The sequence below is a fragment of the Pseudomonas sp. GW823-FHT04A03 genome, assembly GCF_058796615.1.
Genome location: NZ_JBXAIV010000007.1, coordinates 143,164 through 165,807, shown reverse-complemented (window position 1 = coordinate 165,807; position 22,644 = coordinate 143,164). Strand labels below are relative to the sequence as shown.

Sequence of the window (22,644 nt, the reverse complement as noted above, 5' to 3'; positions counted from 1 at the left end):
TCCGGCCCGCAGGATAACCAGTTTTCTTATAACGCCCTATATCGATAGGATCTATCGTTATGCCATTTCATCAGCATCAGTGCTGTCGTCGGCCCGGTTTGAAACTGTGAGTGCTGTTCAGCCAGACCGTCGCCAGCGCGATCAGCGACAGGATCAGCAACGCCCACGGAAACGACATCGCCCCTGCCCGGTCCAGCAGCAAACCACCGAACAATCCGCCGCCGGCAATCGCCACGTTCCAGGAAGTGGTGAGCATCGCCTGCACCACATCCACATGTTCTCCGGCGGAGTCCGCTGCAGCCGTCAGCAGCAACGTCGCCGAGCCACCGAACGACAGGCCCCACACCGCCATGCATGCATAAATCAGCCAAGGCGACGGCGCGACCAATGCCAGCACCAGCGCGGTCACGGCAAATATCGCGAGGCTGATCAGCGCCAACCCGCGCAACCAGCGATCCACCAGCAGACCGATGATCCAGATCCCCAGCAACGAACACAGGCCGAAGACCAGCAGCACCAGGTCGACCCGCTCGCCGAGACCTGCCTGCGTCAGAAACGGCGCGATGTAGGTGTAGAGAATGTTATGACCAAGCATCCAGGTCAGCACCACGAACAGCACCGGACGCACGCCAGGCAAACGCAGCGACTGCATCAATGGCAAACGCTCGGCGCGGGCCTGACCCGGACGATCCGGCACCGCGAGAACGATCCACGCCGCCAGTACCAGCGCCAGTGCCGACATGATCCCGAACGACGCGCGCCAGCCGATCACATTGCCCAGCCAGGTGCCCGCCGGCGTGCCCAGCGACAACGCCACCGGCGTGCCAAGCATGGCAATCGCCAGCGCCCGGCCCTGTTGATGCACCGGCACGATTCCGCGCGCGTAACCGGCCATGATCCCCCACGACAGCCCTGCTGCCATCCCTGCCAGAAACCGCGAGACCAGGGTCAAACCGTAATGACTGGAGAACGTGGTGATGGTGTTGAACAGCAGAAACCCGCCGACCGTCATCAGCAGCACACGCTTGCGCCCCCAGCCACGGGTGGCGACCGTCAGCGGAATCGCCGCGACAATCGAGCCCAGCGCATACAGCGTCACCAATTGCCCGGCCAGCACTTCGCTGACGTTGAGGCCGGCGCCGATCTGTGGCAACAAACCGGCCGGCAGGGTTTCGGTGAGGATAGCGATGAAGCCGGTCATGGCAAACGCCAAGAGTGCGGCGTAGGGCAGTTTTTCGGTGCGGGTGGCACGTTCCAGGCGGGTGAATTCGGCGCTTGCGGGGTCGGTCATGACAGGTGCAGCTCCCTTTGAGTCAAATCGGACGACAGATTGTATACAAACATTATCGTCCGCCACTCTACCCGACCTGGCTCACTGCACGGGCAGAAAATTCAAAAACAACAGGCTCTGGGCGTAATTCAGGCCGATGCGCCGGTAGCGCTCGTCGAGCATCTGGGTCAGCAGATCCAGGCGCGCCACGACTTTGCCGAACTCCGTGGCGAAGCTCAGGTTGCTGCCCTCCTCGGAAATCTCGTTGGAAAACAGCAACGGCTGGCCTTCCTTGTTCTGCCGCTGGGCGAGGATCCACGTGGCTTTCTCGATGTTGCGCGCGGCGTTGTTGACGAAGGTCGGGTTGATCGCATCGGTCATGTAGAACTCGGTGCGATTGCCGTGGGCGGTGACCAGCATGCTGCCGATCGCATAGATGAACGCGCCGACCCGGTCGCCGAGAAATTCAGGGCTCATGGCATAGCTCAGCGCGGCCAGGTCTTTTTTGCCGCCCAGCGTCGGCAATGGTTGTTGCTGCTCGATAGCCAGTCGCACCTGCTTGACCGCCGTGCGGATGTCGAGGAAGCCGGATTTGCGCAGCTCGTCCGGATTGCGCAAGTACAACTTGCCCATCAAGCGATAGAGGCTGTCGAGGTTGTCGCGCATCGCCAGCGTGGCCATGCGGTCGACGCTGGTCTGGAGAAATTCCTGAGGCCTGCCCTCGCGCATCTGGGTGATGAAATTGTTGCCGTCCTGATGGCTGCAACCGCCGAGCAACAGCGTCGACAGAAAGGCCAGCAGCAGGCACGGGCGATGAATGAATGCAGCGATGGGGTGCAAAACTCTCGGCATGAATTCTTTGACGGACACGTTCCTGTGCGGCGGAAGTCACCGCACCCTGGCCATGGATAGAGCCGGGGATTTCGCAAAAGTGCAGTGCCGGCGTGGATTCCCGACCTTCGGCGCTAACCGCTCAAGCCATTAAGTCCGACTTTATTTTTGCATTAATCGTTTCATCCGCTATAAATCTTCACGCAATCATTAATTAGCATGACTATTAAGAGATTTTAAAAACAACAACAAAAAGGAAGGTCAACCATGCTTCAATCCCGACACTCACTCTGCGGCCTCGGACTGTCCCTGATGATCGCCACCCTCTCCGCTCAGGCCGCCGGCCTGACCAGCGAACACAAAGCCTTCGGCAAGACAAATGACGGCACGCCCGTCGAGCAATACATCCTGCGCAACAGCCACGGCATGCAGGCCACGGTCATCACCTACGGCGCGACCTTGCAGGCGCTGCAGGTGCCGGACAAACACGGCAAGCTCGACGACATCGTCCTCGGCTTCGACGATGTGCAGGGTTACCAGAAAGGCACCGCGTACTTCGGCGCGACCATCGGCCGCTTCGGCAATCGCCTGGCCGACGGCGCCTTCGAACTCGACGGCAAGCGCTATCAAGTACCGCAGAACGACAAGACCAACGCCTTGCACGGCGGCACTCAGGGCTTCGACAAGAAGGTCTGGAAGGCGAAGGAAACCAAGGATCAGGATTCGGTCGGCGTGACTCTGACCTACCTGTCGGCGGATGGTGAAATGGGTTTCCCCGGCAACCTCACCACCGAAGTGACCTATCGCCTCACCGACAGCAACGAGCTGCGAATCGACTACAAGGCCAGCACCGACAAACCGACGGTGCTCAACCTGACCAACCACAGCTACTTCAACCTCGCCGGCGCCGGCAATGGCGACATCCTCAAGCAAGTCGCCACCCTGCACGCCAGCCATTACACCCCGGTCACCGCCAAGCTGATCCCGACCGGCGAACTGGCGCCCGTGGCCGGCACGCCGATGGACTTCACCAAGCCCACCGCCATCGGCCAGCACATCAAGGCCGATCACCCGCAGTTGAAATTCGCCGAAGAAAAACACGGTGGCTTCGATTTCAACTGGGCGCTGGACACCAAGGGTGACGTCAGCAAACTCGCCGCCGAGGTCAGCGACCCGCAATCGGGCCGGCATTTGCAGCTGTTCACCAACGAACCGGGCGTGCAGTTCTACACCAGCAACTTCCTCGACGGCACGGTCAAGGGCAAGGGTGGCAAGGTCTATCCGCACTGGGGCGCGTTCACCCTGGAGACCCAGCACTACCCGGACTCGCCGAACCAGCCGGACTTCCCGAGCACCCGCCTCGATCCCGGCCAGACCTACACACAGAGCGTGGTGTTGAAGTTCTCCGCCAAGTAAGCACCTGACCTCCTTTCTGGAACCGGACGGAACCCGTGGGCTATCCTGCTGCCCACCCAAGGTATCGACCGTTTCAGAAAGGAGGTTTGAATGCGTACCCTCGAATTGGCTGGCGTGCAGGTTCCGGTGATCGGCCAGGGCACCTGGCGCATGGGCGAAGACCGCTCGGCGCACAAGCGTGAAGTGGCCGCCCTGCGCAGCGGCATCGAGCTGGGCATGACCCTGATCGACACCGCCGAAATGTACGCCGAGGGCGGTGCCGAAAGCGTGGTCGGCGAAGCCATCGCCGGCCTGCGCGATCAAGTGTTTCTGGTGAGCAAGGTCTACCCGCACAACGCCAGCCGCAAAGGCATTCCCCAGGCTTGCGAGCGCAGTCTGCGCCGGCTCGACACCGATTACATCGATCTCTATCTGCTGCATTGGCGCGGCCAGTATCCGCTGGAAGAAACCGTCGAAGCCTTCGAACGTCTGCGCGAGGACGGCAAGATCGGTCGCTGGGGCGTGTCGAACTTCGACGTCGACGATCTTGAGGAACTGTCGAATTCGGCCTGCGCGACCAATCAGGTGCTGTACAACCTGGAGGAACGCGGCATCGAATTCGACCTGCTGCCGTGGTGCCAACAGCAGCGCATGCCGTTGATGGCGTACTGCCCGATCGGCCAGGGCGGCGCCATGCTTGCCGAGCCGGTGCTGAAACAGATTGCCGCTCGTCACGGCGTGACCCCGGCACAGGTTTCGCTGGCGTGGATTCTGCGTCAGGATGGGGTGATTGCGATTCCCAAGGCCGTGCGCCCGGAACACGTGCAGCTCAATGCACAAGCGGCGCAGCTGCAACTCGAGGCCGGGGATCTGGCGGCGCTGGACCAGGCGTTTCACGCGCCACAACGCAAGCAGCGGCTGGCCATGGTCTGAGCCACCGCCGACTGACAGAGGGCTTCGCCATGAGAAGCACTGATCAGGACGATCCATTCAACCTGCAACGCTTCGTGCTCGCCCAGGACCCGGTGTTCGAACGGGTCCAGCGCGAGCTCGGCGAGGGTCACAAGCGCAGCCACTGGATGTGGTTTGTGTTCCCGCAGTTCGCCGGGCTCGGGGGCAGCGAGATGTCGCGGCGGTTCGCGATCAGCTCGGCCGGTGAGGCCAAGGCCTATCTTGCCCATGAGCTGCTTGGCGCCCGACTGCGGACCTGCACGCAGCTTGTGCTTAACGTACAGCAGCGTTCGATTGCCGAGATCTTCGGCCATCCGGACGACCTGAAATTCCACTCATCGATGACTCTGTTCGCCCAATTCGCTGACGACGACAGCCTCTGGCATCAGGCGCTGGAGCGTTATTTCCACGGCATTCAGGACGAATGGACCCTTCAACTGCTGGACTCAAAACAGGCCCAGTTGCCCCCCGATCAGGGTTGAGAAATCGTCGTCGACAAACGGCAGGATCGCATCCGCCACCGGTTGCAGCTGGCGGGTGATGTAGTGGTCGTAGTCGATGGCTGCGCGGCGCACTTCCAGTGGCTCGGGGCCGGCCAGGGTGATGATGTAGCTGATCCAGCCGCCGTTCTGATACTGGCGCGGGCGACCGTGTTGCGCGTTGTAATCGTCTGCCAGCCGTGCGGCGCGCACGTGGGGCGGCACGTTGCGTTCGTAGTCATCGAGGGTGCGGCGCAGGCGCTTGCGGTAGACCAGTCGCTCGTCGAACTCGCCGGCCAACGTTTTGCGCACGTACTCGCGCACGTAATCCTGATACGGCTTGCGCTGGAAGATCCGCTCGTACAGCTCCTGCTGGAATTGCCGGGCCAGCAGCGACCAGTCGGTGCGCACGGTTTCCAGGCCTTTGTAGACCATTTCTTCGCTGCCGTCGGAGCGGGTCACCAGACCGGCGTAGCGCTTTTTGCTGCCCTCTTCCGCGCCACGGATGGTCGGCATCAGGAAGCGTTTGTAGTGGGTTTCGAACTGCAATTCGAGGGCGCTTTCCAGCCCGTACTGCTCACGCACATGCTCGCGCCACCAGTCGTTGACGTGCGCAACCAGCGCCCGGCCGATGGTCGCCGCCTCTTCCTGACCGTGGGGGCGACGCAGCCAGACGAATGTCGAGTCGGTATCGCCATAAATCACCGCGTGGCCCTGGGCTTCGATCAACTGTCGAGTGCGCAGCATGATTTCGTGGCCGCGCAGAGTGATCGATGACGCCAGGCGCGTATCGAAAAACCGGCAACCACTGGAACCGAGCACGCCGTAGAAAGCGTTCATGATGATCTTCAGCGCCTGGGACAGCGGCGCGTTGTGTTCGCGCTTGGCGGTCTCGCGACCCTCGGCGACCCGGGCGACGATGGACGGCAGGCAATGCCGGGTGCGGGAGAAACGAGCGCCGCGAAAACCCGGCACCGAGTCGCTGTCATCCGGATGTTGCAAGCCTTCGATCAACCCCACCGGGTCGATCAGGAAGGTGCGGATGATCGACGGATAAAGGCTTTTGTAGTCGAGCACCAGCACCGATTCGTACAGCCCCGGTTGCGAGTCCATGACAAACCCGCCGGGGCTGGCCTGCGGTGGATTGGTGCCAAGGTTCGGCGCCACAAAACCCTGACGGTGCATCAACGGCATGTACAAATGAGTGAACGCCGCCACCGAGCCGCCGCTGCGATCCGCCGGCAGACCGGTGACGCTGGCGCGCTCCAGCAAAAACTTCAGCAACTCGGTTTTGGCGAAGATCCGCGTGACCAGTTCGCAGTCCTTGAGGTTGTACTTGGCCAGCGCCGGTTTGTCCTCGGCGAACATGCGGTTGATCTCGTCCATGCGCTGGTACGGATTGTCGATGGACTTGCCCTCGCCGAGCAGGGTCTGGGCGACGTTTTCCAGACTGAACGAAGGAAAGCTCCAGGTCGCCGAACGCAGGGACTCGATGCCATCGATGATCAGCCGCCCCGCCGCTGCCGCGAAGTAATGATTACGGCTGCCGTGTTCGCGCCACTGCATTTCCTCGCCGCCACGCCCGAGCTTGAGCGGCACGCCGAGGCGCCGGGCGTGTTCGTGGAGGATGCGCAGGTCGAACTGCACGAGGTTCCAGCCGATGATCGCGTCGGGGTCGTGGCGGGCGAACCAGTCATTGAGCTTCTTCAGGATCAGGGTGCGCGATTCGCAGTACTCAAGGTCGAAATCGACAATGCTGTGATCGCCGTTCGGCGCACCGAGCATATACACCTGCCGTTCGCCGCAGCCTTCCAGCGCGATGGAATACAGCTCGCCCTGCTCGGTGGTTTCGATATCCAGCGAGACCAGCCGCAGTTGCGGTCGATAGTCGGGCGCAGGCTTGAGGTGCGCGTCGAGCAGCAAACCGTCGGCATCGGGCGTACCGCTGAACCAGACGGGCGCGGTGATGAAACGCTCCATCAGGTAACGCTCGGGCGGTCGCACATCGGCTTCGTAGACATCGACACTGTGGCGGTTGAGCGCGGTTTCCAGGCGCATCAACTGGCCGTGCTGCTGGCAATACAGACCGAGCACCGGGCGATGCTCGAAATCCTGCAGGGCCAGGGGGCGCAGCTCGACGTTCTTTTCGTCCGCCAGCACCCGCTCGGCCTGCTCGCGCTGCGCCGCCGGGATGAACGCCACCGACGGCTGATGCGGCAGGCGCACACGGCGCGGCCCGGCGTCGGTCGCCAGCCAGAACTCGACTTCGGTGCCGGCCGGGGTGTCGCGCCAATGCCGGGTCAGGACGAAGCCCTGCTGTAAATCCACCACTGCGACCTCAAGAATTGATTCAGACGGGCATTCTACGCGGCATTACCGAAACCCGTGACAAAGGCCTCGCCACGAAAAACCCCGTCAAATGACGTTTTTTGCGTGTTATCTGCCGTTTTGCGGCCTTGCTCTGTACGCCTGCGTCTACGATGCTTGGAGAACAACGACAACACCTGAGTAACCGCCATGAAAACCGTCGCCCAGCTGCTCAAGCTCAAAGATCAGAAAAATCAGGAAGTGCACCAGATCAAACCCGATCACATGGTGCTCGAAGCGCTGATGAAAATGGCCGAGAAGAACGTCGGCGCCTTGCTCGTGGTGGAAGACGACAAAGTGGTGGGCATCATCAGCGAGCGCGATTACGCGCGCAAACTGGTGCTGCACGGGCGCTCCTCGGTGGGCACGCCGGTGCGCGACATCATGGTGGCGAACGTGATCACCGTGGACACCCACCAGACCGTCGACACTTGCCTTGGCATCATGTCCGACAAACGCCTGCGCCACTTGCCCGTGGTGGAGGACGGCAAACTGATCGGCCTGCTGTCGATCGGCGACCTGGTCAAGGAAGCGATTGCCGAACAGGCCGAGCTGATCAAACAGCTGGAGCAGTACATTCGCGGGGAATAGTCCCAGACTTCACACGACCCCCTGTGGGAGCGAGCTTGCTCGCGATAGCGGTGTATCAGGTAAAAAGTATCTGCCTGACAGACCGCCATCGCGAGCAAGCTCGCTCCCACAGTTGTTTGTTCAAGCAGGCCAATGCCGCGCAAAGACCGGCGCCAGCACCGGGTGCCGGTCGATGCGTTGCAGCCACGCATGGAAACCGGGTCGGGCCTGGCGCAAGTGTTCGCGGGCACCGGCCCAGCGCGTGACCACCGCCGCCAGCACGTCCAGCGCCCCCGGCGTTTCATCGTCCAGGTACAGCTCGGCGGAGAACTGGTCGGCAAACACCTCCCAGGTCCAGTGCAGTCGTTCCCGCGCACCCGCCATCAGATTCTGCCGCGAGGCCTCGTCCGGCATCACCAGCCAGCGCTCGGGGTAATCAATGACGCCGATGGCCGCGTAGCAATTGCTGACGATGTACACCAGCCCGCGAATCGCCTGATCCCGGTCAGCGCCCTTGGCAGGCAACAGACCGGATTGCGGGAAGCTCAGCCCCAGATGAATCAGGATCGCCGCACTTTCGGTGATTGCACTGCCGTCCGGCAGTTGCAGGGTCGGGATCTGTTTGAGCGGATTGAGCCGCGCCAGCTCCTGCGCCGCTTCCGCGCTGGCCTCGATATCGATGAAGCGGTAAGCCACCTGGCACAGCTCCAGCGCCGCCTCGATGGCCGCCGCCCCTGAATTGCGATGTCCGTAGAGCTGATACATATCCCCTCCTCCACTGCGAAAGGCATCCTGCCTGGCCCTATTTATAGCTGTTGTATCGAATTTGGCACGGATTGCGCATTCATCGGCAGCTTGCGAATCCCTGATTTCGCAAAACAGCGCTGGCGGTGCCCATCCCGCACCAAGAGCAATCAGCGAACGCTATCCGCGTTCTTGTAAGGTGCGATACCGAACCAAAAGTTCGCGTATCCGAGCTGGCAACAAGGAGTTCACCGCGTGAATCTTCATCTGCTGCGCCACACTCTTCTCTCCGTGCCCCTGTACCTGCGCCGTGTTCGTCCTGCGAACAGTCCGTGCATTCCCTTTATTACCTGAACGCCTGCACTATTTATTTTTTAAATAGCACGCAAGAAGTCGTTGCGTGCGCGCTGCATTAATGAATGCAACAACACATTGTTCGACAATAACTTCCAGACAGCACACCGCTACAACTTTTGCTGTTCGGCGTTAATGTCCGAAGCGCACCAAAACTGCACTTTCAATCATTATCTCGATCAGCCGGAACAACCGACTTTACTTGGACAAGAACAAGGAACATCGCCTGTGACCCGCTAAAACACTGACCCGCACCAAATCAGTCCGCCACGCACCATCACGCGTCCTGGCCGACACGAGAACAGCCGCTCTATCTCGCTGAACAGCGCGATACCGCGCCAGGGCTGTCTCGCCCTTGAAAAAGCCCTGAAAACAGGGCCGTCGGGAGGTTATGCGCCCATGAAAACCGGCGTGCTTGATAAAACTTATATAAATGCGACATACGTATCATCCGTGAAATAACCACTACACATTTGTTTACTGTTTGGCACAGCGGTTGCTATTGCATCCAGCATGAGGGCAAGAGCGATGTTCGCCACTCAATTGCACACTCACTTATAAAAGAACAGCCACGGACCGGATCAATGAACCATCGAAGTCGGCATTACTGAAGCAACAAGCTGCACAAGCCTTGCTCAATAGATAGTTTAACTATCGGCTTCTGCACACCTGTATGAAAGTTGCGACTACTCACTCGAACAACGCCTTGTTGTTCGAACGGCACCTTATTGCCCTTCATCCACCCGAGGGAGCTTTAATGAACGATGCGGTAAAGCACAGAACGCCGCCGGGGCCAGTACCGAACGCAGCGCTTGCGTCGGTGGCGGGTCGGCCCGTCTACAAGGCCAACACTTCTCAGCCCGGCGGCCTGAACAAACAGCAGATGCTGTTGCTGGTGGCATTGTCGGCGTTGATACACGGCGGCGCCTGGTGGTTTTTCCAGCAGGCGCGGGCCGAACCGCTGCCCACGCCACCGGAAATTCCGGAAATGACCGTCGAGCTCACCAGCCCGACACCGCCGGCCCCGCCGACACCGGAGCCGCCGCCCCCACCACCGCCACCGCCCGAACCGGAACAACCGGTGGAAGACGAGGACGCGGTCAAGCCGCCGCCCAAACCGGTGGAGAAACCCAAGCCGATCGAAAAACCGAAACCGGTCGAGAAACCCAAACCGGTGAAAAAGGCCGAGCCGCCGAAAGCGCCGCCCGCCCCTGCGCAACCGGCAGCGCCTGCCGCTCCGGCCACCCCGAGTGCGCCGCCGGCACCTGCGGCGGCGCCGGGCCCGGTGAAAGAGTCGGCGGCGATTTCCGGCCTCGCCAGCCTCGGCAACCCGCCGCCGGAATACCCGTCGCTGGCCCTGCGGCGCAACTGGGAAGGCAGCGTGGTGCTGCGGATTCAGGTGCTGGCCAACGGTCGCGCCGGCTCAGTGACGGTGACCAAGTCCAGCGGCAAGCCGCAACTGGATGACGCAGCGGTCGCGGCGGTGAAGGCCTGGAAGTTCATCCCGGCCAAACGCGGCGACACACCGATCGACGGCTTCGCCACCCAGACCATCGATTTCAAATTGCCGCAATGACGGCGCGACAACCGAACTCACAACCGATTAACGCAAGCGAGGTGTAGCCATGAACGATTCTTTGTCTTCGATGATTGTCCCCGGCGTGCTCTGGGGGCTGGTGCTGTTTTCCGTGGTCAGCTGGGCGATCCTGCTGGTCAAGTCGGCGCAGTACCTGCGCCAGAAAACCCAGAACCGACAGTTCAGCAAAGCCTTCTGGGGCGCGCCGGACCTGCTCACCGCCGCCGAACACGCCAGCCAGTACCCGGGCTCGCTGGCGCGGATCGCCAGCAGCGGTTTCGAAGCCTTGCTGGTGGAAGAATCCCCGCGCACCACCCAGCAACTGGCGCACACCATCAACCGTTCCGACCGACTGGAACGCAACCTGCGCCAGCAGATCCAGAAGGAACGCCGCTCGCTGGAAAACGGCCAGGCGATCCTCGCCAGTATCGGCAGCACCGCGCCGTTCATTGGCCTGTTCGGCACCGTGTGGGGAATCATGGAAGCCCTGCAAAGCATCGGCGCCAGCGGTTCGGCCAGCCTGGAAACCGTGGCCGGGCCCATCGGCCACGCGCTGATCGCCACCGGCGTGGGGATTGCCGTCGCGGTGCCGGCGGTGCTGATTTACAACTTCTTCCTGCGGCGCCTGAAGTTGGCCTCGGCAGACATGGATGACTTCGCCCACGACTTCGACGCCCTCGCCTCGCGCAGCGCGTTTTCCATCAGCCGCCAGGCCATCGCCAAATCCACGGCCGCCGTGCGGGAGGCCAGCTGATGTCCTTTTCCACTCAAGACAGCGATGAAGTGCTCAGCGAAATGAACGTCACGCCGCTGGTGGACGTGATGCTCGTGCTGCTGGTGGTGTTCATCGTCACCGCGCCGCTGATGACCAACGCGATCAAGGTCAACCTGCCAAAAACCGACGCCGTCGCCCCTGCCGAAAAGAAGGATCCGGTGGTGGTCAGCGTCGATCAGGACGGCAAGTTCTTCCTGGCCAAGACCGAGCTGGCGCCGGAGTCACTGGAGGCCAGCCTCAAGGAGGTCAAGGCCAAGGATGCCGAAGTACGCGTGCAGCTGCAGGCCGACTCCGCCGTGAATTACGGCCAGGTCGCCAAAGCCATGGCGTCCATCGAGCGCTCGGGCATCACCAGAATATCGGTGATGACCACCCGCTGACGGCGGTGCCGGGCGCGCAGTGAGGGACGCGCCCGCCACCGTTCGTTGAATCCCGTCGCAATCGGCCGACCGAAAAAACGCCGCGCGTCTTCGGAGGGGATCGGCTTGCTTGAAGAAAGTGGTTTTCGCGGCGCGGCACCACCGTGCTCCGTGCAAAGAGGGCTCACAAGGCCATTTCGATAAACGTCTAACAAAGTCGGAAACAACCATGCTGATGAACACTCCACGCTTCACGCTCAAACCCTTGGTGGCGACGATTTCCCGCCACCGTTTCGTTCCGTTGTACCTGGTGGCCATGGGGATGGGCGCCGGGGTTCAGGCTGCCGAGGACGACAACAGCGTCCCGGCCGCTACTGCGGTGGTCGCGCCGACCACGCAACTGCAACGGGTCGAAGTGACCGGTTCGGCGATCCGTCGGGTCGACGCGGAAACGGCGGTGCCGATCACCGTGCTCAAGGCCGAAGAGCTGCGCAAACAGGGCGTGACCACCACCGCCGAACTGGTGCAGCGCATCACCGGCAGCCAGTCGATCAACAACAGCGCAGGCTCGGTTGGCGCGGCCACCGGCGGAGCATCGTTCGCCGACATGCGCGGCATCGGCGCGAACAAGACGCTGGTGCTGCTCAACGGTCGCCGACTGGCGAACAACGCCCTGTCGGGCACCAACTCGGCCGGTGGCGCGGTGGATCTGAACATGATCCCGTTTGCCGCGATCGAGCGCGTGGAGGTGCTGCGCGACGGCGCCTCGGCCCTGTACGGCACCGACGCCATCGGTGGCGTGATCAACTTCATCACCAAAAAATCCATGACCGACGGCCAGCTCACCCTCGGCGGCGAAACCCCGACCCACAGCGGCGGCGGTGCGACCAAGGACATGAGCGCCAGCTGGGGTTACGGCGACCTGGAGCAGGACCGCTTCAACGTGCTCGGCGTGTTCAACTACAACAAGCAGCAGAACCTCGACGCCAACGACCGCTCCTTCGCCCGCGACTACGTGCCCGGCCGTGGCCTGGACCAGACCTCCGGCACTGCGTTCCCCGGCAACTACAGCCAGAACGGCAACGCCACCAACCCGCTGGCCAACAGCAATTGCAACGGCCCCAACCTGGTGGCCCGCGACGGCCTCTGCCGCTTCAGCACCCGCGAGTACATCGACCTGGTGCCGCAGACCGAGAAGACTTCGTTCTTCGGCAAGACCACCGGCAAACTGGCCGACGACCACAACGTCAACCTCGAATACTTCTGGTCGCGCAATAACAACGCCACCGCCGTCGGCCCGGCGCCATTGACCGGCCTGAGCCTGGATTCGTCCTCGCCCTACTACCCCGGCAACGGCATCACCCCGGCGCCCACCGGTTTCGCCCTCGACCCGACGCAACCGGTGGACGTGAACTGGCGCGAAACCGCCGCCGGCCCGCGCGAATCGAAAGACCAGAACACCAGCCAGCGCTTTTTGCTGAGCTTCGACGGTCTGGTCGGCGGCTGGGACTACAACGTCGGCGCCTCGTACAACCAGAACAAGATCGTCTCCAGCGTCACCAGCGGCTACGTCAGCGATCAGGCGATGATCGACGGTCTGGCCAGCGGCCTGCTCAACCCGTTCGGCCCGCAGACCAGCGCCGGTCAGCAGTACATCGATCAGGCGATGTACCACGGCGCCTATTCCACGGCGGTGGGTCGGGTTGCCGGTTTCGACGGGCGGATCAGCCGCGAGATCGGCGACTGGTTCGGTGCCGGCCCGTCGGGTCTGGCGCTGGGCGGCGAGTACCGCAAAGAGAAATTCCACCAGGACTTCGAGTCATTCGCCGGCGACATCCAGAGTCTGGGCATCGACCCGGCCGGCAGTGTCGAGGGCGATCGCAGCGTGAAAGCCGCCTACGCGGAAATCAACGTGCCTGTGCTCGACAGCCTGGAATTGTCCGCCGCCGTGCGTCACGACAAATACAGCGACTTCGGCAGCACCACCAACCCGAAATATTCGTTCCGTTATCAGCCGCTCAAGGAACTGGTGGTGCGCGGCGCCTACAGCGAAGGCTTCCGCGCGCCGTCGCTGTATGAGTTGTATTCGCCGCGCAGCATCACCTTCACCCAGGGCTACTACAACGACCCGGTGCTGTGTACCGGCGGCGTGGTGCAACCGGGCGGCAACGGCGGACGCGATTGCGGTCAGCAGTTCCTCAACCAGATCGGCGGCAACGAAGACCTGGCCCCGGAGAAGGCGCGCAACGTGACGCTGGGCTTCGTCTATCAGCCGGTCAGCAATCTGTCCGTGGGCCTGGATTTCTGGTGGATTCACATCTCCAACCAGATCCAGCCGTTCCCGGAATCCACCGTGTTCGATCAGGCCGGAAGCTACCCCGACCGCTTCGTACGCAACGCCGACGGCACGCTCAACTACATCGTCACCGGCAACGCCAACCTCGGCATCGTCGAAACCAACGGCGTCGATGTGTCGCTCGACTATCGCTTCCCGAACACGCCGTACGGTCAATTCGGTCTGGGCCTGCAAGGCACTTATGTCGACGAGTACGACTTCCAGAGCACCATCAAGGGCCCGTTCACCGACAAGGTCGGCGACTTCAAGGGCGACGGTGTGATTGCCCGCTGGAAACACAACCTGACCGGTTCCTGGACCTTCGGCGCCGCCCGCGCGGCGCTGACCAACCGCTTCACCACCGGCTACAACGACTACGACCGCGAGACCAACGCGCGGGTCGCGTCTTACTCGGTGTGGGACCTGTCGGCCGGCTACACCTTCGACAAGGTGCTGGACGTGGATGCCGGGGTGAAGAACCTGTTCGACCGCGATCCGCCGTTCTCCAACCAGGCCTACAACTTCCAGAGCGGTTATGACCCGCGCTACACCGATCCGCTGGGCCGCACGCTGTTTGCGCGCATGACGTACCACTTCTGAGTCCCGGTCGGGGCCGCGCAAGACTCCGGCCGGCCCCTTCCCCTTGCGAATTCGCATCCCGCAGCGGCCAGCCGCCGCTTCGGGTTTTTCCGGCTCAGAGGAACGACTTCATGACATTCATGCGCAACATGGCCGGCCTGCTGCTCGGCAGCGCGCTGCTGTGCAACGCGGCATCTGCGCTGGCCGGCGGCAGCTACGCGATGACGGTGTACGGCGAGGCGCCGAAATACCCCGCCGGTTTCCAGCACTTCGACTTCGTCAATCCCGACGCCCCCAAGGGTGGCTCGCTCAGCCGCGCTTCGATGGAGATCGGTCAGTACAACTACATCACTCCGTACGCCGATCAGGGCATTTCCGTGGTGCAGGTCAACGACTGGGTGTATTCGCCGCTGGCGTTCCGCTCGCTGGACGAGCCCTACACCGTCTACGGTCTGGTGGCGCAATCCATGGAGCGCGATCCCGGCGGTCTGTGGGTGCGTTTCAACCTGAATCCCAAGGCGCGTTTCGCCGACGGCACACCGATTACCGCCGAGGACGTGCGCTACACCTTCGAGCTGTTGATGACCAAGGGCAGCCTGAGTTATCGCCAGCAATACGCCGATGTGCAGGACGTGCTGATCGAAGACCCGCGACAGATTCGCTTCACCTTCAAGAACAACCTCAATCGCACCCTGTCGCTGGATCTGGCGTCGCTGCGGCCGGTGCCCGAACACTGGTGGAAAACCCGCGACTTCGCCAACGGCGGCGGCTTCGAACCGCCGCTGGGCAGCGGCCCGTACCGGGTGAGCAAGGTCGACGCGGGCCGCAGCATCGGTTTCCAGCGCGATCCGGATTGGTGGGGCAAAGACTTGCCGGTCAGTCGCGGGATGTACAACTTCGACAGCCTGACCGTGAATTTCTACGGCGACACCGACGTCGCCCGACAACTGCTGCAGGCAGGGGCGTTCGACTACAACCGCGAGTTTTCTTCGTCCGGCTACGTGGTCGGCTACGACAGCCCGGCCCTGCGTGACGGTCGCCTGCAACAGGCGATTCTCGCCCCGGACAAACCGACCAGCGCCCAGGGGTTTGTGTTCAATCTGCAGAACCCGCTGTTCAAGGATCGCCGCGTGCGTCAGGCGCTGAGCCTGCTGTGGGATTTCGAGTGGACCAACAAGCAGATGATGCGCGGCTTCTACGTGCGCCAGAACAGCTACTGGCCGAAGAGTGAAATGGCCGCCACCGCCCTGCCCGACGCCGGGGAACTGGCGATCCTCGAACCGCTGCGCGGACAGATTCCGGACGAGGTTTTCAGCCGGGTCTATCAGGCGCCGAAAACCGATGGCAGCGGCTACATCCGCGACAAGCAGTTGCAGGCCCTGAAGTTGTTGGCCGAGGCCGGATGGACGCCGAAAAACAATCGGCTGGTGAACGCCGCCGGCGAGCCATTCGAATTCACCTTCCTCGACGGCCAGGGCGGCTTCGACCGCATGCTGCTGCCGTACAAACGCACCCTGGCGCAGATCGGCATCACCCTCAATCTTCGACGCATCGATTCGGCGCAGTACATCAACCGGCTCAACGCCCGGGACTACGACATGATCGTCACCAGTTTCCCGCGCAGCGGCGATCCGATCGTCTCGCCGGGCCGCGAGTTGTACAGCCTGTATGCCTCGCAAAGCGCGACCCAGGTCGGCAGCTCCAATTCGATGGTGCTGGCCGACCCTGCGGTGGACCGGCTGATCGACGGCCTGGTGCAGGCCAATACCCGCGACGCCATGGTGCGTTACGCCCGCGCCCTCGACCGGGTGCTGCAATGGGGTGACTACATGATTCCCAACTACTACTCCAAAGGCACGCCGACGGTGTATCAGAACCGCTTCGGCAGGCCGCCGGTGCAGCCGATCTACAGCGAAGGCCTCGATACCTGGTGGGAGGTCTCGGCCAAGCCGCTGACCAATCAGCAGATGAGTGCCCTGCACCAACTCGCGGAGGGTCAGTGACATGTGGCGTTATCTGAGTCGACGTCTGTTGCTGATCATTCCGACGCTGCTGTGCATTCTGGTGGTCAACTTCGTCATCGTGCAGGCCGCGCCCGGCGGCCCGGTGGAACAGGCCATCGCCCGCCTGCAAGGCTTCGGCGGGCACAGCATGGGCGGCGCCAGCGAGGTCACCGCGATCGGCGGTGCCGGGCGCAGCAGCCGTGGCCTGGACCCGGCGCTGATCGAAGAGATCAAGCACCACTACGGTTTCGACCGACCGATGCACGAACGCCTGTGGCTGATGCTCAAGAACTACGCGCAACTGGACTTGGGCAGCAGTTTCTTTCGCGGTGCGAAGGTGACGGATCTGATCGTGCAGAAGCTGCCGGTGTCGTTGTCACTCGGCCTGTGGGCGACCTTGATCACCTACCTGATTTCGATCCCGCTGGGGATCCGCAAGGCGATCAAAAACGGCAGCGCATTCGATGTCTGGAGCAGCACGGCGATCATCGTCGGTTACGCGATGCCGGCGTTTCTGTTCGCGATCCTGTTGATCGTGGTGTTCGCCGGGGGAAGCTACGTCAACTGGTTTCCGGTGCAGGGCCTGGTCTCGGACAACTTCGACAGCCTGAGCCTGTGGGGCAAGATCGGCGACTACCTCTGGCACCTGGTGTTGCCGGTGACGGCGCTGGTGATCGGCGGTTTTGCGACGCTGACGATCCTGACCAAAAACAGCTTCCTCAACGAGATCAGCCGCCAGTACGTGATCACCGCGCGCGCCAAGGGCCTGACCGAAAGACGCGTGCTCTACGGCCATGTGTTTCGCAACGCGATGCTGCTGGTGGTAGCGGGTGTGCCGTCGGCATTGATCGAGGTGTTTTTCGCCGGCTCGCTGCTGATCGAAACCATCTTCAACCTCGACGGCCTCGGGCGCATGAGCTACGAAGCGGCGGTGTCACGGGACTATCCGGTGGTGTTCGGCACGCTGTTTCTGTTCACCCTGTTCGGCCTGTTGATCAAGCTGATCGGCGACCTCTGCTACACCCTGCTCGACCCGCGCATCGACTTCTCGGCGAGGACTGCCTGATGTTCACACTCTCCCCTCTGGGCCGGCGGCGCATTGCGCAATTCAAGGCCAACCGGCGCGGGCGCTGGTCGCTGTGGCTGTTCATCGGGCTGTGCCTGATCTGCCTCGGCGGCGAACTGATCGCCAACGACAAGCCGCTGGTGATCCGCTACCACAACGCCTTTTACTTCCCGATCCTCAGCGAGTATCAGGAAACCGATTTCGGCGGCGAACTGCCTTTCCAGCCGGATTACGCCAGCAGTTACGTACACAAACTGATCGAGGATCAGGGCGGCTGGATGTTGTTCCCGCCGATCCCGTTCAGCTACGACACGGTCAATTACGACCTCACGGAACCGGCACCCAGTCCGCCGTCCTCCAGCAACTGGCTGGGCACCGACGATCAGGCCCGGGACGTGTTGGCGCGGGTGATTTTCGGCACGCGGATTTCGATTCTGTTCGCGCTGATCCTCACCGCCGTCAGTGCGCTGGTCGGCATCGTCGCCGGAGCGTTGCAGGGTTATTACGGCGGCTGGGTCGACTTGCTCGGGCAACGGGTGCTGGAGATCTGGTCAGGGCTGCCGGTGCTGTACCTGCTGATCATTTTGTCCGGGTTCGTCTCGCCGAGTTTCTGGTGGCTGCTGGGGATCATGGCGCTGTTTTCCTGGCTGGCACTGGTGGACGTGGTGCGCGCCGAGTTCCTGCGCGGGCGCAGCCTGGAATACGTCAAGGCCGCGCGGGCCCTGGGCCTGACGGACAGCGAGCTGATGCGCCGGCACATTCTGCCCAACGCCATGACCTCCACCCTGACCTACCTGCCGTTCATTCTGACCGGCGCCATCGCCACCCTCACCGCACTGGATTTTCTCGGCTTCGGCATGCCCGCCGGCACCGCGTCGCTGGGGGAACTGATCGGCCAGGCCAAGCGCAATCTGCAAGCGCCCTGGCTGGGGCTGACGGCGTTTTTTGCCCTGGCGCTGATTCTCTCCCTGCTGGTGTTTATCGGCGAAGCCTGCCGTGACGCGTTCGATCCGCGATCCTGATCCCCGGAGCTGAAATGACCGACAACCTGATTGAAATCCGCGACCTGCGCGTCGCCTTCGCCGGGCACGAAGTGGTGCACGGCGTGAACCTCGACATCCGCCGTGGCGAGTGCCTGGCACTGGTCGGCGAATCCGGCTCGGGCAAGTCGGTGACGGCCCATTCGATCCTGCGTTTGCTGCCGGCCAGGACCGTCAGCAGCACGGGCAGCATCCGCTACAGAGGCGTGGACTTGCTGCATGCCAGCGAACAACAGATGCGCGGCTTGCGCGGCAATCGCATCGCGATGATTTTCCAGGAGCCGATGACCTCGCTGAACCCGCTGCACACGGTGGAAAAACAGATCAGCGAAGTGCTGGAGATCCACAAGGGGCTCAAGGGTCGCGCCGCACGCCAGCGCACGCTGGAGCTGCTGGAACTGGTGGGCATTCGCCAACCGTTACAGCGCTTGAAGGCCTATCCGCACCAGCTCTCGGGCGGTCAGCGGCAACGGGTGATGATCGCCATGGCGCTGGCCAACGAACCGGAACTGCTGATTGCCGATGAGCCGACCACGGCGCTGGACGTGACCGTACAACAGAAGATTCTCGAGCTGCTGATCGAGTTGCAAAAACGCCTCGGCATGTCGTTGTTGCTGATCAGTCATGACCTCAATCTGGTGCGGCGCATCGCCCAACGGGTGTGCGTGATGCGCCACGGGGAAATCGTCGAACAGGCCGACTGCGAAACGCTGTTCCGCACGCCGCAGCATCCCTACAGCCGCCTGCTGATCGAGGCGGAACCGTCGGGCGCACCGGTGCCGAGCCGCTACGATCACAACCTGCTGGAGGTGGATGATCTGAAAGTCTGGTTCCCGCTACCCAAGGCGTTGTTCAGCCGCACCCAGGAATACATCAAGGCCGTGGACGGCGTGAGTTTTCGGCTGCAACGGGGCAAGACCCTGGGCATTGTCGGCGAGTCCGGCTCGGGCAAGTCGACGCTGGGCCAGGCGATTCTGCGGCTGGTGGAATCCGAGGGCGACATTCGCTTCGGCAACAAGCAACTGAGCCTGCTCAATCAGCGCTTGATGCGTCCGTTGCGCCGGCAGATCCAGGTGGTGTTCCAGGACCCGTTCGGCAGCCTCAGCCCACGGATGTCGGTACAGCAGATCATCGCCGAAGGCCTGCTGACCCACGGCATCGGCACCGCCGAGGATCGTGAGGCGGCGGTGATCCGCGTGCTGGAGGAAGTCGGCCTCGACCCGCAGAGCCGGCATCGTTATCCCCACGAATTCTCCGGCGGCCAGCGCCAGCGCATTTCCATCGCCCGGGCGCTGGTGCTGGAACCGGCGCTGATTTTGCTCGACGAGCCGACCTCGGCGCTGGATCGCACGGTGCAGAAACAGGTGGTGGAATTATTGCGGCAGTTGCAGATCCGCCATGGTTTGACGTACCTGTTCATCAGTCATGACCTGGCGGTGGTGCATGCGCTGGCGCACGACTTGATGGTGATCAAGGATGGCAAGGTGGTGGAACAGGGAGCCTCGCGCCAGATTTTCGCGGCGCCGCAGCATGCCTACACCCAGGCGTTGCTGAAAGCCTCCGGCCTGAAGCCTGACAAAGAACCCTGTGGGAGCGAGCTTGCTCCGGGCGGCGATCCGACGAAGGCGTCGGATCAGTCAGCATTTATGTGGCTGACACACCGTATTCGCGAGCAAGCTCGCTCCCACAGGGGGTAATCGATGGGGTTTGAAGTTTATTTACCGGCCACTGCATCCAATCGCCTCCGTCACGGGTAGTCCCTGTAACAGCCCTCTTTCGGCTGTCAGCGGTTTACCATTTTCGGAGAAACACTGATGAACATCACCCAACTGATTGGCCTCACCGGTTTGCTCGCCGTCGCCTCGACAAGCTTTGCCCAAAGCAGTTATCCCGACGCGATCAAGGTGCCGGACGGCCACAAGATCGCGATGGAAACCACCGGGGTCGGCGAGATCACCTACGAATGCCGGGACAAGGCCAACGTCGCCGGCCAGACCGAGTGGGTGTTCGTCGGCCCGAAAGCGGTGCTCAACGATCGCAGCGGCAAACAGGTCGGCACCTACTTCGGCCCGCCCGCCACCTGGCAGGCGCAGGACGGTTCGAAAGTCACCGGCACGCAACTGGCCGTTGCGCCATCGAGCCCAGGAAACCTGCCCTATCAACTGGTCAAGGCCAACCCCGCCGAAGGCAAAGGCGCGATGAGCGGCGTGAGCTACATCCAGCGCGTCGCGCTCAAGGGCGGCGTGGCGCCGGGCAGCGAATGCACGGCGGCGAACAAGGGCAAACAGGAAGTGGTGAAGTACCAGGCCGACTACATTTTCTGGGCGGCGAACTGAACCCGGCTGGACGTTTGCTCGATGCTTGCTAGATTGCAGGACATGCCATTGCCCGAAACCGCGTTCGATTACGAAGCCCGCCTCGCCGCCTGTGCCCGCGGCGAGCGCGGGGCCCTGCGCGAATTGTATGTGCAGGAAAGTCCGCGGCTGCTGGGTGTGGCCCGGCGTCTGGTGCGTGACACTGCGCTGGCCGAAGACATCGTTCACGACGCGTTCATAAAGATCTGGGCCGGCGCGGCGGGTTTCGATCCGGCGCGCGGTTCGGCCCGGGGCTGGATGTTCAGCGTGACCCGGCATCTGGCGCTGAATCTGTTGCGCGATCACGGCCGGGAAACGCCGCTCAATGACAGCAACGAATCTCCCGCGATTGATGACGGCTTCGATGCGCTCGCGCAATCGACCCGCATCCATCGCTGCCTGCATCAACTGGAACCGCAACGCCGCCGCTGCATCCTTCACGCCTACGTCGACGGTTACAGCCACGCGCAGATCGCCCAACGCCTCGACACGCCGCTGGGCACCGTCAAAGCCTGGATCAAGCGCAGCCTCAATGCGTTGCGGGAGTGCATGGGATGACCACCGAATCGGCGCAGGAACGCGATGAACTGGCCAGCGAATACGTGCTCGGCACCCTCTCGGCCCAAGAGCGCGCCGAAGTGCAACGACGTTTGCCCAACGAGCCCGAGCTGCAAGCGGCCGTGGATGCCTGGGAGCGGCGTCTGCTGGAACTGACCGACCTCGCCCCGGCGCATCAGCCCTCGTCGCAGCTGTGGCAACGCATCGAACGCAGTGTCGGGCAACTCACCCATAAGGTGGCGCCCGAGACTTCATGGTGGAACCGCCTGTCGCTGTGGCGCGGCTTGAGCGCTGCCGGGCTGGCCGCGACCTTGTTGCTGGGCTCGATCCTGCTAACTCAAACCACACCGAAACCGAGCTTTATGGTGGTGCTGGTCGCCCCGCAGGACAAGGCGCCGGGCTGGGTGATCCAGGCCAGCAGTCCACGGGAGATTCAGTTGATACCGCTGGGCGTGGTCGAAGTGCCGGCCGACAAGGCGCTGGAGTTCTGGACCAAAGCCGACGGCTGGCAAGGGCCAGTGTCGCTGGGGCTGGTCAAGCCGGGGCAGGCGCTGTCGATCCCGCTGGACAAGCTGCCGCCGCTGCAACCGAACCAATTATTCGAGCTGACGCTGGAAGGCGTCAACGGTTCACCGATCGGCAAACCCACCGGGCCGATCCAGGCGATTGGCCGCGCAGTGAAGGTGTTGTGACAAACCATCATCGGCGTCGATGTTCACCATCACGTCAATGAAGTTCTCTTAAAAAATCCCGGGCGTAACATCGGCTCCATACCAAACAAACAACACCCCCGGAGCACAAAATCATGAAACGCCAAGTCATCCTCAGCATTGCCCTTTCGGTTCTGGCCTTCAACGCATTTGCCGCCAAACCGGCCCACACCATGATCGCCGAAGGTGGCTCGGATCGTCTGATCGAACGCCGCGTTGCCGAAGGTGGTTCGGATCGTCTGATCGAACGTCGCGTTGCCGAAGGTGGTTCGGATCGTCTGATCGAACGTCGCGTTGCCGAAGGTGGTTCGGATCGTCTGATCGAACG

General features: G+C 62.4%; 19 protein-coding genes and 1 pseudogene. 16 read left to right on the top strand and 4 right to left on the bottom strand.

What is annotated here, in order from left to right:
• Positions 1 to 76 precede the first annotated feature (76 nt).
• Together AC1Q9F_RS18840 and AC1Q9F_RS18835 are read right to left on the bottom strand one after the other, a co-directional pair.
• Positions 77 to 1,291: an MFS transporter gene (locus AC1Q9F_RS18840; RefSeq protein WP_492620620.1), complete on the bottom strand. Its 1,215-nt coding sequence runs from the start codon at positions 1,289 to 1,291 to the stop codon at positions 77 to 79.
• An 81-nt stretch (positions 1,292 to 1,372) separates the two neighbouring features.
• Complete coding sequence (locus AC1Q9F_RS18835; protein WP_492620619.1) at positions 1,373 to 2,122, bottom strand: hypothetical protein; 750 nt, start codon at positions 2,120 to 2,122, stop codon at positions 1,373 to 1,375.
• A gap of 246 nt (positions 2,123 to 2,368) precedes the next feature.
• Here AC1Q9F_RS18835 and AC1Q9F_RS18830 point away from each other — a divergent pair, with 246 nt between their 5' ends.
• The 3 genes from AC1Q9F_RS18830 to AC1Q9F_RS18820 all read left to right on the top strand — a co-directional run bounded on the left by AC1Q9F_RS18830 (position 2,369) and on the right by AC1Q9F_RS18820 (position 4,929).
• Positions 2,369 to 3,517, top strand: a complete 1,149-nt coding sequence (locus tag AC1Q9F_RS18830; RefSeq protein ID WP_492620618.1) for an aldose epimerase family protein — start codon at positions 2,369 to 2,371, stop codon at positions 3,515 to 3,517.
• 90 nt (positions 3,518 to 3,607) lie between these two features.
• Positions 3,608 to 4,429, top strand: a complete 822-nt coding sequence (locus AC1Q9F_RS18825) for an aldo/keto reductase (RefSeq protein ID WP_492620617.1) — start codon at positions 3,608 to 3,610, stop codon at positions 4,427 to 4,429.
• A gap of 29 nt (positions 4,430 to 4,458) precedes the next feature.
• On the top strand, positions 4,459 to 4,929 hold the full coding sequence (locus AC1Q9F_RS18820) for a DUF1810 domain-containing protein (RefSeq protein WP_207983358.1): 471 nt from the start codon (positions 4,459 to 4,461) through the stop codon (positions 4,927 to 4,929).
• Here AC1Q9F_RS18820 and AC1Q9F_RS18815 read toward each other — a convergent pair.
• A complete protein-coding gene (locus tag AC1Q9F_RS18815; protein ID WP_492620616.1) occupies positions 4,894 to 7,254 on the bottom strand; it encodes a DNA polymerase II in 2,361 nt (786 codons plus the stop codon). The two genes, AC1Q9F_RS18820 and AC1Q9F_RS18815, sit on opposite strands and share 36 nt — an antisense overlap.
• Before the next feature lie 189 nt (positions 7,255 to 7,443).
• On the opposite strand from AC1Q9F_RS18815, the gene AC1Q9F_RS18810 reads away from it, so the two are divergent.
• Positions 7,444 to 7,884, top strand: a complete 441-nt coding sequence (locus tag AC1Q9F_RS18810) for a CBS domain-containing protein (protein ID WP_007959054.1) — start codon at positions 7,444 to 7,446, stop codon at positions 7,882 to 7,884.
• Between the two features lie 120 nt (positions 7,885 to 8,004).
• On the opposite strand, the gene AC1Q9F_RS18805 is transcribed toward AC1Q9F_RS18810, so the two are convergent.
• The gene (locus AC1Q9F_RS18805; RefSeq protein WP_262195096.1) at positions 8,005 to 8,628 is read right to left on the bottom strand and encodes a glutathione S-transferase N-terminal domain-containing protein; all 624 of its coding nucleotides are present in this window, start codon (positions 8,626 to 8,628) and stop codon (positions 8,005 to 8,007) included.
• Between the two features lie 1,090 nt (positions 8,629 to 9,718).
• Here AC1Q9F_RS18805 and AC1Q9F_RS18800 point away from each other — a divergent pair.
• From AC1Q9F_RS18800 to AC1Q9F_RS18745, 12 genes and pseudogenes are all read left to right on the top strand, one after another.
• Positions 9,719 to 10,537: an energy transducer TonB gene (locus AC1Q9F_RS18800; protein WP_492620615.1), complete on the top strand. Its 819-nt coding sequence runs from the start codon at positions 9,719 to 9,721 to the stop codon at positions 10,535 to 10,537.
• A gap of 49 nt (positions 10,538 to 10,586) precedes the next feature.
• Complete coding sequence (locus tag AC1Q9F_RS18795) at positions 10,587 to 11,291, top strand: MotA/TolQ/ExbB proton channel family protein (protein ID WP_007959058.1); 705 nt, start codon at positions 10,587 to 10,589, stop codon at positions 11,289 to 11,291.
• On the top strand, positions 11,291 to 11,692 hold the full coding sequence (locus AC1Q9F_RS18790) for an ExbD/TolR family protein (protein WP_492620614.1): 402 nt from the start codon (positions 11,291 to 11,293) through the stop codon (positions 11,690 to 11,692). The genes AC1Q9F_RS18795 and AC1Q9F_RS18790 overlap by 1 nt, the downstream gene beginning before the upstream one ends.
• A 208-nt stretch (positions 11,693 to 11,900) precedes the next feature.
• A complete protein-coding gene (locus AC1Q9F_RS18785) occupies positions 11,901 to 14,606 on the top strand; it encodes a TonB-dependent receptor (protein WP_492620613.1) in 2,706 nt (901 codons plus the stop codon).
• Between the two features lie 110 nt (positions 14,607 to 14,716).
• The gene (locus tag AC1Q9F_RS18780) at positions 14,717 to 16,588 is read left to right on the top strand and encodes an extracellular solute-binding protein (protein ID WP_492620612.1); all 1,872 of its coding nucleotides are present in this window, start codon (positions 14,717 to 14,719) and stop codon (positions 16,586 to 16,588) included.
• Position 16,589: 1 nt separating this feature from the next.
• Positions 16,590 to 17,654: a microcin C ABC transporter permease YejB gene (locus AC1Q9F_RS18775; protein ID WP_492620611.1), complete on the top strand. Its 1,065-nt coding sequence runs from the start codon at positions 16,590 to 16,592 to the stop codon at positions 17,652 to 17,654.
• A complete protein-coding gene (locus AC1Q9F_RS18770) occupies positions 17,654 to 18,676 on the top strand; it encodes an ABC transporter permease (protein ID WP_492620610.1) in 1,023 nt (340 codons plus the stop codon). The genes AC1Q9F_RS18775 and AC1Q9F_RS18770 overlap by 1 nt, the downstream gene beginning before the upstream one ends.
• A 14-nt stretch (positions 18,677 to 18,690) precedes the next feature.
• Positions 18,691 to 20,391, top strand: a complete 1,701-nt coding sequence (locus AC1Q9F_RS18765; protein WP_492620609.1) for an ABC transporter ATP-binding protein — start codon at positions 18,691 to 18,693, stop codon at positions 20,389 to 20,391.
• Between the two features lie 117 nt (positions 20,392 to 20,508).
• On the top strand, positions 20,509 to 21,030 hold the full coding sequence (locus AC1Q9F_RS18760) for a DUF3455 domain-containing protein (protein WP_085686629.1): 522 nt from the start codon (positions 20,509 to 20,511) through the stop codon (positions 21,028 to 21,030).
• Between the two features lie 42 nt (positions 21,031 to 21,072).
• Positions 21,073 to 21,606: a sigma-70 family RNA polymerase sigma factor gene (locus tag AC1Q9F_RS18755; RefSeq protein WP_492620697.1), complete on the top strand. Its 534-nt coding sequence runs from the start codon at positions 21,073 to 21,075 to the stop codon at positions 21,604 to 21,606.
• Positions 21,603 to 22,298 carry an anti-sigma factor gene (locus tag AC1Q9F_RS18750; protein ID WP_492620608.1) on the top strand — a complete coding sequence of 232 codons (696 nt, stop codon included), beginning with the start codon at positions 21,603 to 21,605 and terminating at the stop codon, positions 22,296 to 22,298. The genes AC1Q9F_RS18755 and AC1Q9F_RS18750 overlap by 4 nt, the downstream gene beginning before the upstream one ends.
• 113 nt (positions 22,299 to 22,411) lie before the next feature.
• Positions 22,412 to 22,644 (top strand): annotated as a pseudogene (locus AC1Q9F_RS18745) (phage infection protein); the annotation flags it as partial.

Coding starts and splice junctions, on each gene's coding strand:
- AC1Q9F_RS18800 (WP_492620615.1), top strand. CDS start 9,719: ATGAACGATGCGGTAAAGCACAGAACGCCGCCGGGGCCAGTACCGAAC.
- AC1Q9F_RS18795 (WP_007959058.1), top strand. CDS start 10,587: ATGAACGATTCTTTGTCTTCGATGATTGTCCCCGGCGTGCTCTGGGGG.
- AC1Q9F_RS18835 (WP_492620619.1), bottom strand. CDS start 2,122: ATGCCGAGAGTTTTGCACCCCATCGCTGCATTCATTCATCGCCCGTGC.
- AC1Q9F_RS18805 (WP_262195096.1), bottom strand. CDS start 8,628: ATGTATCAGCTCTACGGACATCGCAATTCAGGGGCGGCGGCCATCGAG.
- AC1Q9F_RS18825 (WP_492620617.1), top strand. CDS start 3,608: ATGCGTACCCTCGAATTGGCTGGCGTGCAGGTTCCGGTGATCGGCCAG.
- AC1Q9F_RS18760 (WP_085686629.1), top strand. CDS start 20,509: ATGAACATCACCCAACTGATTGGCCTCACCGGTTTGCTCGCCGTCGCC.
- AC1Q9F_RS18775 (WP_492620611.1), top strand. CDS start 16,590: ATGTGGCGTTATCTGAGTCGACGTCTGTTGCTGATCATTCCGACGCTG.
- AC1Q9F_RS18750 (WP_492620608.1), top strand. CDS start 21,603: ATGACCACCGAATCGGCGCAGGAACGCGATGAACTGGCCAGCGAATAC.
- AC1Q9F_RS18785 (WP_492620613.1), top strand. CDS start 11,901: ATGCTGATGAACACTCCACGCTTCACGCTCAAACCCTTGGTGGCGACG.
- AC1Q9F_RS18810 (WP_007959054.1), top strand. CDS start 7,444: ATGAAAACCGTCGCCCAGCTGCTCAAGCTCAAAGATCAGAAAAATCAG.
- AC1Q9F_RS18780 (WP_492620612.1), top strand. CDS start 14,717: ATGACATTCATGCGCAACATGGCCGGCCTGCTGCTCGGCAGCGCGCTG.
- AC1Q9F_RS18840 (WP_492620620.1), bottom strand. CDS start 1,291: ATGACCGACCCCGCAAGCGCCGAATTCACCCGCCTGGAACGTGCCACC.
- AC1Q9F_RS18830 (WP_492620618.1), top strand. CDS start 2,369: ATGCTTCAATCCCGACACTCACTCTGCGGCCTCGGACTGTCCCTGATG.
- AC1Q9F_RS18765 (WP_492620609.1), top strand. CDS start 18,691: ATGACCGACAACCTGATTGAAATCCGCGACCTGCGCGTCGCCTTCGCC.
- AC1Q9F_RS18770 (WP_492620610.1), top strand. CDS start 17,654: ATGTTCACACTCTCCCCTCTGGGCCGGCGGCGCATTGCGCAATTCAAG.
- AC1Q9F_RS18755 (WP_492620697.1), top strand. CDS start 21,073: ATGCCATTGCCCGAAACCGCGTTCGATTACGAAGCCCGCCTCGCCGCC.
- AC1Q9F_RS18820 (WP_207983358.1), top strand. CDS start 4,459: ATGAGAAGCACTGATCAGGACGATCCATTCAACCTGCAACGCTTCGTG.
- AC1Q9F_RS18790 (WP_492620614.1), top strand. CDS start 11,291: ATGTCCTTTTCCACTCAAGACAGCGATGAAGTGCTCAGCGAAATGAAC.